The sequence below is a fragment of the Streptomyces calidiresistens genome (assembly GCF_014141525.1).
Lineage (GTDB): Bacteria > Actinomycetota > Actinomycetes > Streptomycetales > Streptomycetaceae > Streptomyces > Streptomyces calidiresistens.
The window spans coordinates 1-9,766 of record NZ_VKHS01000122.1 but is presented as its reverse complement, the minus strand read 5'-3'; the positions used below and the strand labels follow the sequence as shown (position 1 = coordinate 9,766).

Sequence of the window (9,766 nt, the reverse complement as noted above, 5' to 3'; positions counted from 1 at the left end):
ACCGTGGGGACCGAGGGGGCCGCCGGTGCCGGCGGGGCGGCGGGCGTCCCCGCGCCCTCACCCGGACCCGACGCCGGGGGAACCGGGGCGGCGGAGCGGAAGGACGCCGGCGACACCGAAGCCCCCGACCCGGCCGACGCCACCGGATCGGATGCCCCGGACACGCCGGGGGGCCCGGAGGAGCCGACCGGAGCCCCGGGCGGAGAGCGGTCCCCCCGGGACTGATCCACGACCCGCGCACGGGCGCGGCCGGACCGCTCGGGGTCAGAAGGCGTAGACCGCGCCGGGCCGGGCCGCCTCGACCGGCCCGTCGAACACCGCGCGGGCGTCCCGGAGGTTGACCTCGGTGTCCGTCCAGGGCGGGATGTGGGTGAGCACCAACCGGCGGACCCCCGCGGCCCGGGCGGCCTCCCCCGCCTCGCGCCCGGTCATGTGGATGTCCGGCAGGTTCTCCTTGCCGTGGGTGAAGGCGGCCTCGCACAGCAGCAGATCCGCGTCGCGGGCCAGGTCCTCCACCTCCCGACAGGGTCCGGTGTCGCCGGAGTAGGTGAGGACCCGCCCCTCGTGCTCCACCCGGAAGCCGTAGGCCTCGACCGGGTGGCGGACCCGGGAGACCCCGATCGCCAGCGGGCCGAGCCTCAGCGCCTCGCCGTGGTGGAGGGTGCGGAAGTCGAAGACCTCGCTCATCGACTTCTCGGTGGGGGTGTCCTCGTAGGCGGTGTTGAGCCGGTGTTCGGTGCCGGCCGGCCCGTACACCGGGATGGGGGCGCAGCGGCCGCCGTCGTGCCGGTAGTAGCGGGCCACGAAGTAGCCGCACATGTCGATGAAGTGGTCGGGGTGCAGGTGGCTGAGGACGATCGCGTCGATGTCGTACAGCCCGGTGTACTTCTGCAGTTCGCCGAGGGCGCCGTTGCCCAGATCCAGCAGCAGACGGTAGCCCTCGGCCTCGATGAGGTAGCAGGAGCAAGCCGAGTCCGCGGACGGGAACGATCCCGAGCAGCCGACAACGGTGAGCTTCATGGGCCTGGGGACCTCCGTGGTGGGGTCCAACGACTGTACGGCGGCGGCGGGCCGGACGGGCGGCGCGAAGGGAGCGGTGTGGGCGGAATCACCAGCCCGGGGAGGGTGTTCGCCATCCCGTCGTCGACCGTCCCCCCGACGGGCCAACGGTGTTCGACCCGGGGTTCGGGGGAGGGTTCGGCGGTGTGCCCCCGTACGGGCGCGGGGAGCGCCGGGGCCTCAGCGGCGGGCGGTGGTTTGCAGATGGATCGCCTGCAGCAGCCCCACCGCGATCCACACCGCGAACATCGAGGAACCCCCGTAGGAGACGAACGGCAGCGGCAGGCCGGTGACCGGCATGATCCCCAGCGACATCCCGATGTTCTCGAAGGTCTGGAAGGCGAGCCACCCGGCGATGCCGGCGGCCAGGACCGTCCCGTACAGGTCGGGGCAGTCGCGGGCGATGCGCAGCGCCCGCCACATCACCACCCCCAGCAGCAGGATGATCGTGGCGCCGCCGACGAAGCCCAGTTCCTCCCCCGCGACGGTGAAGATGAAGTCGGTGTGCTGCTCGGGAACGAACTGTCCGACCGTCTGGCTGCCCTGGAACAGCCCCATGCCGGTCAGGCCCCCGGCCCCGATCGCGATGCGCGCCTGGTGGGTGTTGTAGCCCACGCCGGCGGGGTCGAGTTCCGGGTTGGCGAAGGCGGCGACCCGGTTGATCTGGTACTCGTCGAGCACCCCGAGCTGCCAGACCGCCACCGCCCCGGCGACTCCGGCCCCGATGAGGCCGAGGATCCACACCCGGTGCGCGCCGGCGGCGGTGAGCAGGGCCAGGACGATGGCGATCAGACCGAGGGTCTGGCCGAGGTCGGGGGTCAGCAGCACCAGGACCGCGGGCAGCCCCACCAGCAGGAGGAGGGCCATCACCGTGAGGGCGTCCGGGGGGTGCTGCTCGCCCGGGCGACGGCGGCTCGCCGCCTCGGCCCGGGAGGCCACCAGCGCCGCGGCGGCGAGGATGACGGCCACCTTGACCAGTTCGGAGGGCTGGAAGGCGAACCCCCCGCCGATCTCGATCCAGCGCCGGGCACCGTTGACCGTGCTGCCCAGGGGGGTGAGGACCAGGGCGGTCAGCACCACGGAGAGCCCGTAGAGCACGGGCGCGGCGTCCCGCAGCCGGCGGTGGCCGACCCGCACCACGAAGGCGGCCAGCAGCAGGCCGATGAGGATGTTGAGGCAGTGCCGGAGCAGGAAGTGGTACGGGTCGCCCCCGGTGAGGTGGTCCCGGCTGCGGGTGGCCGAGAAGACCAGGACGGTGCCCAGCGCGGTCAGGGCGAGGGAGGCCAGCAGCAGTGAGCGGTCCAGCCGGCGCAGCGGCCCGTCCCGGGCCAGCAGGGCGCGCAGCCGGCGCGGACGATCGGGCCGGCCGCCGAGCAGCGGGGGCGGACCGGCGTCCGTGGTCTCCCGACAGTACGTGCTCACCGTGCTCACCGGCCGCTCCCGCGTTCGCTGCCCGCTGGTTCCTCCGGGGCGACGGGCCACCGGTGCCCGCCGGGGCGGCGGGTCGGGGGCCGGGCCTCCCGGTGGTGACTGTACGCGTGGGCGGTGCGGCGTTCGGTGATCCCGCGCCCCGCGCCCGGCGGGTCCCCCGGAAGGGTGCAACGGCGGGGTCGGGAACCGGGCCCGGACACGCGTCGGGGTCCGATCCGCGCGGATCGGACCCCGGTGGGTGGGCGGGCTCAGGCCCAGAGCTGACCGTGCAGGAGTTCGACGGCGGCCTCGGTGGACTCCGCGGTGTAGACACCGGTGGAGAGGTACTTCCATCCGCCGTCTGCGACCACGAAGACGATGTCCGCGGGGACCCCCTCGCGGACCGCCCTGCGGCCGATCCCGATCGCCGCGTGCAGCACGGCCCCCGTGGAGATACCCGCGAAGATGCCCTCCTGCGAGAGGAGTTCACGGGTGCGGGCGACGGCGTCGGCGGAGCCGACGGAGAACCGGGTGGTGAGGATCTCCGCGTCGTACAACTCGGGGACGAACCCCTCGTCGAGGTTGCGCAGGCCGTAGACCAGGTCGTCGTAGCGCGGTTCGGCGGCGACGACGGCCACGTCCGGCTTGTGCTCGCGCAGGTAGCGGCCGACCCCCATCAGCGTGCCGGTGGTGCCCAGGCCGGCGACGAAGTGGGTGACGGACGGCAGGTCGGCGAGGATCTCCGGTCCGGTGCCCGTGTAGTGGGCGCCGGCGTTGTCGGGGTTGCCGTACTGGTAGAGCATCACCCAGTCGGGGTGCTCGGCGGCCAGTTCCTTGGCGACCCGCACGGCGGTGTTGGAGCCGCCGGCGGCCGGGGAGGAGATGATCTCCGCGCCCCACATCGACAGCAGTTCGCGGCGCTCGCGGGAGGTGTTCTCCGGCATGACGCAGACGATGCGGTAGCCCTTGAGGCGGGCCGCCATCGCCAGCGAGATGCCGGTGTTCCCGGAGGTCGGCTCGAGGATGGTGCACCCCGGGGTGAGCCTGCCGTCCTTCTCCGCCTGTTCGATCATGTACAGGGCGGGACGGTCCTTGATCGACCCGGTGGGGTTGCGGTCCTCCAGCTTGGCCCAGATCCGCACGTCCTGTGAGGGGGACAGGCGCGGGAGACGGACCAGCGGGGTGTTGCCGACCGCCGCGAGGGGGGAGTCGAAGCGCATCAGCGCATGCCCCCGGCGACGGCGGGCAGGATCGTCACGCTGTCGCCGTCGGCCACCTTCGTGTTGATCCCGTCGAGGAAGCGCACGTCCTCGTCGTTGAGGTAGACGTTCACGAAGCGGCGCAGTTCGTCCTTTTCCACCAGCCGCTCCCGGATGCCCGGGTGGTTGGTGTCCAGGTCCGCGAACAGCTCGGAGAGGGTGGAGCCGGAGCCGGTGACGGCCTTCGCGCCGTCGGTGTAGGTGCGCAGGATGGTCGGGATGCGGACCTCGATGGCCATGGTGGTCGAACTCCAGGGGTGAGGGGGCGGGGTAGCCGGTTGGGCTGTGCGGGTCGTTCGGTGACGTGCGTCGGCGGGCGCGCCGGAGCCGCCCGGTCGGGGCGGTGGGAGGATCGTCGGTCCCTCGGCCGCGCGGTGGGGCCGGCCGGGTCGTCGGACACCCGGCCGCCCGGGGTCAGCGGGCGCGGCCCGCCGGGTGCCGACACAGGGCGCCGGCGAGGCGGCACAGATCGATGTGCAGACGCTCGACGAGCAGCGGCGGCTGCGGCTCATTTCTCACGTCCGGGACAACCATGCGGTCATCGTAACGATTCCCGGCCGGGGTCCCGGAAGGGCGTCCCGTGATGCGGACCCTCCCGTATCACCATGCGGGCAAAAGGTCACCGAAAGCGACGCCCCGGTCACCCGGGGAGGGAGTCGACGATCCGGACCTCCTCCTCGGTCACCTCCCCGTCCACGATCCGGAAGGAGCGGAACGACACCGGGCCCTCGTCGTTGCCGCACTCGGCGGTGGAGACCACCACGTAGTGCGCGCCCGGCTCGTTGGCGTAGGAGATGTCGGTGCGCGAGGGGTAGGCCTCGGTCGCGGTGTGGGAGTGGTAGACGACCACCGGCTCCTCGTCGCGGTCGTCCATCTCCCGGTAGAGCTTCAGCAGATCACCGGAGTCGAACTCGTAGAACGTGGGGGAACGGGCCGCGTTGAGCATGGGGATGAAGCGCTCGGGGCGGTCGGTGCCGGCGGGGCCCGCCACGACGCCGCAGGCCTCGTCGGGGTGGTCCCGACGGGCGTGGGCCACGATGCGGTCGTGTATGTCCCGGGTGATGGTCAGCATGGGCGCCAGGATAGCCGGCCCCCGGAACGGGTGGGCACGGGCCGGGGCCCGGTCCGCGCCCCCGAGCGGTGCGGACCGGGCCCCGGAACCGACCCGCCGTCGCGTCCCCGGTGGGGGCGCGTGAGCGGGGCGGGATCGGTGTCCGTTCGCCGTGGGCGGCGTGGCAGTCGCCCGCGAACGGTTTCCCGTGTGGGCGGAGGTCGGACCCCGGTGGGCACCGGGGTCCGACCTCCTCACCGGTGCCGTCGGGATGCCCGACGGACCGGTGGGGGGATCACTTCTCGACGGTGACCTTGTCGCCCTCGCCGCCCTCGCCGGGGGTCCCGGCGGCAGCGGCCTCGGCGGCGTCGATCTCCTCGTCGGTCTCACCGGCCTCGCGGCGGCGGATGTAGTCCAGCACCCGGTTCAGCTCGTGCTTGACCACCGGGGCCAGCAGGTAGAGACCGATGATGTTGAACACCGCGGCGAGGAACAGGAAGGAGTCGGTCAGGTCGACCAGGGTCATCAGCGGCAGCAGGGCGCCGATGATGACCATGCCGCAGAACAGACCCTTGTAGACCGTCTCGCTGGTGCGGGAGGCGCCGAAGATGTGGCTCCAGGACTTCAGGCCGTAGTAGCTCCAGGTGATCAGCGTGGAGAAGGCGAAGAGGATCACGGCCAGGGTCAGCAGACCGGAGAACCACGGCAGGGCGGTCTGGAAGGCGTCGGAGGTGATCGCGATGCCGTTGATCGAGGTGTCCCCGGCGCGACGGGCCTCGTAGAGCGGACCGGCGGCGACGATGATGGTCACGGCGGTCATGGTGCAGATCACGACGGTGTCGATGAACGGCTCCAGCATGGCGACCAGGCCCTCGGTGGCCGGGCGCTTGGTCTTCACCGCGGAGTGGGCGATCGGCGCGGAGCCGATGCCGGCCTCGTTGGAGAAGGCGGCGCGCTGGAAGCCGACGATCAGGGCGCCGAGCAGACCACCGGCGACGCCGGTCGGGTTGAAGGCCTCGGTCACGATGGTCATCAGCGCGTCCGGGACGGCGGTGATGTTCCACAGGATGACGATGAGGCAGGCGGCCACGTACATGATCGCCATGGAGGGCACCAGGCGGCTGGTGACCTTGCCGATGGACTTCATGCCGCCCAGGATCACCGCGCCGACCAGCACCGACAGCACGATGCCGTACATGATGGCGCCGGTGTTGCCGGCGAAGAAGCTGTCCCCGCCGCCGGTCTCGGAGGCGAGCTGCTCCAGGGACTGGTTGACCTGGAAGAGGTTGCCGCCGAAGAAGGTGAAGGCGACGATCATCAGGGCGGAGCCCCAGGCCAGCACCTTGCCCAGGCCGGGCAGACCGCGCTCGGCCAGGCCCTTGCGCAGGTAGTGCATGGGGCCGCCGGAGACGGTCCCGTCGGCGTGCACCTCGCGGTAGCGGACGCCCAGGGTGCACTCGGCGAACTTGGTCGCCATGCCGAGCAGACCGCAGAGGATCATCCAGAAGACGGCACCGGGGCCACCGATGGAGATCGCGATGGCCACACCGGCGATGTTGCCCAGGCCGACGGTGCCGGAGAGGGCCGAGGTCAGGGCCTGGAAGTGGGTGACCTCACCGGGGGCGTTCGGGCTGTCGAACTTGCCCCGCACGACCTTGAGGGCCGTCTTGAGGTGACGCACCTGCGCCAGACCGAAGTAGACGGTGAAGATCAGACCGGCGATGACCAGCCACAGGACGATCGGCATGATCGTCGCGCCGCCGACCTCGAAGCTGAAGAAGACGATGTCTCCCATGAGGCCGGCGAAGGGCTCCACCCAGCCGTTGATCTTGTCTGCGACCGTATCGGCCCAGGTCGTTTCATCCATGGATTACCTCTGGCAGGTTGCTGCGGGGACGAATGAAGGCACGGAATGATGCCGATGGTGCGGTATTTCCGACGAGCCGCCGGGGTGAGGGTGAACCCCGAAAACATTCGGATGTGCGTTCCTACCACGCAGAGCGATATTCTCCGTGTGACGCGCATCACACGTTCGGATAACGGTCGAGTTAACACAGCGGCATTACACCACAAAGCGGACACATGCCCTCTACATGCAGTAGCGATGTCCGCATAGCGGATACTGAATGTCACGCTCCGTATAGAAGAAGCGCGTTTCGAACACCTACCGAAACCGAGGAAAAACCCCTGCCGCGCCCCGGGAACGCGTCAGGGGTTTCAGCCCGGAACACTCCTGACTTAGGTCATGAGTGTTTCCAACAATGACTCCTGCAACAGTCCGAGCCAGAGATAGGCCATCGCCATCGGTTTGCGCGGATCGCCATCGGGGAGGGAGATCAGGCGATCCGAGGTCTCGTCGTCCTCGATGCCCAATCTCGCCCCCACCGCCAGGCGCAGATCGTTGAGGGTGCCGAGCCAGCGGCGGCAGCCCTCGGCGTCCAGTCGCACCACGCCGCCGCCACCGGGCACCGGGCCGTCGGCCGCCACGGCGTCCAGCGACCTCACCACCGCCAGACCGTCCTCCCGCTTGCGGGTCCGCAGGTCGGGCTCGGTGAACCGACGGAACTCCGCCGCCCACCGCCGGGTCTCCTCGTCCGACGACTCCCCCGGCCCCCCGTAGGCGTCGGGGAAGAGCCGGGCCAGCGCCGGGTCCGAGGGCGGTTCCGTGGGCCCCTCGGCGAACAGCGCCTCCAGCGGGTCCGCTCCCCCGTCCGTCGCCCCGGCGGCCCCACCGGCGGGGCCGACCAGTTCCAGCAGTTGCACCACCAGACTGCGCAGGATGGAGAGTTCGGCCGGATCCAGGGCCAGGGCGGCCCCGCCCCGGCCCTCACCGGCGTCATCGGGAAGGGGTTCGAATCGGGCCGCCATCACTCACCGATCCCGCTGCAGCGTCGCCCACAGCCCGTAGCCGTGCATCGCCTGCACATCTCGCTCCATCTCCTCACGGCTGCCGCTGGAGACCACGGCGCGCCCCTTGTGGTGCACGTCCAGCATCAGCCGCTTCGCCTTGTCCTTGGGGTACCCGAAGTACGTCTGGAACACGTAGGTCACGTAACTCATGAGATTCACGGGGTCGTTGTGCACCACCGTGACCCAGGGGACCTCCGGCGAGGGCACCTCGGCGGGCGCTCCCTCCGATTCCGTGCGCTCGACCTCCAGCGGGATGGCACTCACGGCAACCTCATCGCTCGTTATCGCTCGTTATCGCTCGTCGTCGCTCGTCGTCGCTTGCTCGACCACTCGGTCCGACCGGCCGATCACCGCCCGCCCGGCCCCCGCGTCGCGCGGCGGCGCGCCGGCGTTCGGCGCGCGGGCCGACCGAACGATCCGCCCCGACCCCACCCCGGGGCCGGCACCCGGGGACGCCGGACACGGGTCCGACCCCGGGGCACGACCGACACGTGATCGCCCTCACCCCCCATGCTGCCGGCCCGGAAGGCCGCCGCGCACCGCCGTTCGGTCCCCGGGTCCCCCGGTCGCCGCACACCCGGACCCGATGCATATCGTCAAAGTGACGAATAGGGGGTACGCTGATCCCATGAACCACGGACCCTCGGGGCTGTCGGTGGCCGTGCCGTCCACCGCGCTCTTCACCGACCACTACGAGCTGACCATGCTCCGTGCCGCCCTGCGGGCCGGCACCGCCCACCGCCGCTCGGTCTTCGAGGTCTTCACCCGCCGCCTGCCGGAGGGCCGCCGCTACGGCGTCGTGGCGGGCACCGGACGCGTGCTGGACGCCATCGCCAACTTCCGCTTCGAGGAGGACCAGCTGGAGTTCCTGGGGCGCACCGGCGTGGTGGACGGGCCCACCCTGGAATGGCTGGCCGGGTACCGCTTCACCGGCGACGTCCACGGCTACCCCGAGGGCGAGGTGTACTTTCCCGGCTCCCCGATCCTGCGGGTCACCGGCACCTTCGCCGAGTGCGTCCTGCTGGAGACGGTGGTGCTCTCCGTCCTCAACCACGACTCCGCCGTCGCCGCCGCCGCCTCCCGGATGGCCGTCGCGGCCCGGGGCCGCCCGCTGATCGAGATGGGCGCCCGCCGGACCCACGAACTGGCCGCCGTCGCCGCCTCCCGGGCCGCCTTCATCGGCGGCTTCGACACCACCTCCAACCTCGCCGCCGGCTACCGCCACGGCATCCCCACCGTCGGCACCAGCGCCCACGCCTTCACCCTGCTGCACGACACCGAGCGGGACGCCTTCCGCGCCCAGGTGGACTCGCTCGGCCGGGGCACCACCCTGCTGGTGGACACCTACGACGTCGCCGAGGCCGTGCGGACCGCCGTGGAGATCGCCGGACCGGAGCTGGGCGCGGTGCGCATCGACTCCGGCGACCTGCTGCTCGTCGCCCACCGGGTCCGGCGGCAACTCGACGAACTCGGCGCGCGGAACACCCGCATCGTGGTGACCAGCGACCTCGACGAGTACGCCATCGCCTCCCTGGCCGCCGCGCCGGTGGACGCCTACGGCGTCGGCACCCAACTGGTCACCGGCAGCGGTCACCCCACCTGTTCGATGGTCTACAAACTGGTCGCCCGGGCCGGCGGGGACGCCCCCGACGCGCCGCTGGTGCCGGTGGCCAAGAAGTCCTCCGGCGGCAAGCTCTCCATCGGCGGCGTCAAGTGGGCCGCCCGACCCGACGGCCCCGACGGGGAACCCACCACCGAGATCGTCGGCACCGGCCCGGTCCCGGGGGAACTGGCCGGGGACCTGCTCCAGGTGGAGTTGGTGCGCGGCGGGGAGATCGTGGGCGGCGAACCGCCCTCGGCCGCCCGCGAACGCCACCGCTCGGCGCGGGACCGTCTCCCGCTCTCGGCCGGCCAGCTCTCGCGGGGGGAGCCGGTCCTGCTCACCGAGTACCGCTGAGAAGCGGGGGAACCCGGAGCCCTCCCGGCACCGGTGGCCGGGAGGGGGCGATCCCCGCTTTCCCGGGCACAATTCCCCCGAACGGAGCAGTCGAGCAGGCGGCGCCGGCCACCCCGAACC

At 71.7% G+C, this 9,766-nt stretch carries 10 protein-coding genes and 1 pseudogene; 2 read left to right on the top strand and 9 right to left on the bottom strand.

Translation table 11 applies throughout. The annotated features are described in order from the left end of the window. Positions 1-225, top strand: a pseudogene (locus FOE67_RS29065) (hypothetical protein); the annotation flags it as partial. Between the two features lie 39 nt (positions 226-264). Here FOE67_RS29065 and FOE67_RS07985 read toward each other — a convergent pair. The 9 genes from FOE67_RS07985 to clpS form a co-directional block, all read right to left on the bottom strand. Beyond that, positions 265-1,020, bottom strand: a complete 756-nt coding sequence (locus FOE67_RS07985; protein ID WP_182661925.1) for an MBL fold metallo-hydrolase — start codon at positions 1,018-1,020, stop codon at positions 265-267. Between the two features lie 219 nt (positions 1,021-1,239). Next, on the bottom strand, positions 1,240-2,481 hold the full coding sequence (rodA, locus tag FOE67_RS07980; protein ID WP_438874197.1) for a rod shape-determining protein RodA: 1,242 nt from the start codon (positions 2,479-2,481) through the stop codon (positions 1,240-1,242). A 257-nt stretch (positions 2,482-2,738) separates the two neighbouring features. Then, positions 2,739-3,689: a PLP-dependent cysteine synthase family protein gene (locus FOE67_RS07975; RefSeq protein ID WP_182661920.1), complete on the bottom strand. Its 951-nt coding sequence runs from the start codon at positions 3,687-3,689 to the stop codon at positions 2,739-2,741. Next, complete coding sequence (locus FOE67_RS07970; RefSeq protein ID WP_182661918.1) at positions 3,689-3,967, bottom strand: MoaD/ThiS family protein; 279 nt, start codon at positions 3,965-3,967, stop codon at positions 3,689-3,691. The genes FOE67_RS07975 and FOE67_RS07970 overlap by 1 nt, the downstream gene beginning before the upstream one ends. Positions 3,968-4,142: 175 nt before the next feature. Further along, positions 4,143-4,262: a putative leader peptide gene (locus tag FOE67_RS30310; protein ID WP_323384462.1), complete on the bottom strand. Its 120-nt coding sequence runs from the start codon at positions 4,260-4,262 to the stop codon at positions 4,143-4,145. 106 nt (positions 4,263-4,368) lie between these two features. Then, complete coding sequence (locus tag FOE67_RS07965) at positions 4,369-4,800, bottom strand: M67 family metallopeptidase (RefSeq protein WP_182661917.1); 432 nt, start codon at positions 4,798-4,800, stop codon at positions 4,369-4,371. A 274-nt stretch (positions 4,801-5,074) separates the two neighbouring features. Then, the gene (locus FOE67_RS07960) at positions 5,075-6,646 is read right to left on the bottom strand and encodes an alanine/glycine:cation symporter family protein (RefSeq protein WP_182661915.1); all 1,572 of its coding nucleotides are present in this window, start codon (positions 6,644-6,646) and stop codon (positions 5,075-5,077) included. A 371-nt stretch (positions 6,647-7,017) separates the two neighbouring features. Beyond that, positions 7,018-7,647: a DUF2017 domain-containing protein gene (locus FOE67_RS07955; protein WP_182661913.1), complete on the bottom strand. Its 630-nt coding sequence runs from the start codon at positions 7,645-7,647 to the stop codon at positions 7,018-7,020. 3 nt (positions 7,648-7,650) lie between these two features. Further along, positions 7,651-7,953 (bottom strand): ATP-dependent Clp protease adapter ClpS, encoded by a 303-nt coding sequence (gene clpS, locus FOE67_RS07950; protein WP_143617620.1) that lies wholly within the window; start codon positions 7,951-7,953, stop codon positions 7,651-7,653. 364 nt (positions 7,954-8,317) lie between these two features. Here clpS and FOE67_RS07945 point away from each other — a divergent pair, with 364 nt between their 5' ends. After that, a complete protein-coding gene (locus FOE67_RS07945) occupies positions 8,318-9,646 on the top strand; it encodes a nicotinate phosphoribosyltransferase (protein WP_182661911.1) in 1,329 nt (442 codons plus the stop codon). The last annotated feature ends 120 nt before the right edge of the window (positions 9,647-9,766 follow it).

Bases quoted from the DNA above. Each gene is read 5' to 3' on its own strand.
- FOE67_RS07970 (WP_182661918.1), bottom strand. From the start codon at position 3,967: ATGGCCATCGAGGTCCGCATCCCGACCATCCTGCGCACCTACACCGAC.
- FOE67_RS07955 (WP_182661913.1), bottom strand. From the start codon at position 7,647: ATGGCGGCCCGATTCGAACCCCTTCCCGATGACGCCGGTGAGGGCCGG.
- FOE67_RS07945 (WP_182661911.1), top strand. From the start codon at position 8,318: ATGAACCACGGACCCTCGGGGCTGTCGGTGGCCGTGCCGTCCACCGCG.
- FOE67_RS07975 (WP_182661920.1), bottom strand. From the start codon at position 3,689: ATGCGCTTCGACTCCCCCCTCGCGGCGGTCGGCAACACCCCGCTGGTC.
- FOE67_RS30310 (WP_323384462.1), bottom strand. From the start codon at position 4,262: ATGGTTGTCCCGGACGTGAGAAATGAGCCGCAGCCGCCGCTGCTCGTC.
- FOE67_RS07960 (WP_182661915.1), bottom strand. From the start codon at position 6,646: ATGGATGAAACGACCTGGGCCGATACGGTCGCAGACAAGATCAACGGC.
- FOE67_RS07985 (WP_182661925.1), bottom strand. From the start codon at position 1,020: ATGAAGCTCACCGTTGTCGGCTGCTCGGGATCGTTCCCGTCCGCGGAC.
- FOE67_RS07965 (WP_182661917.1), bottom strand. From the start codon at position 4,800: ATGCTGACCATCACCCGGGACATACACGACCGCATCGTGGCCCACGCC.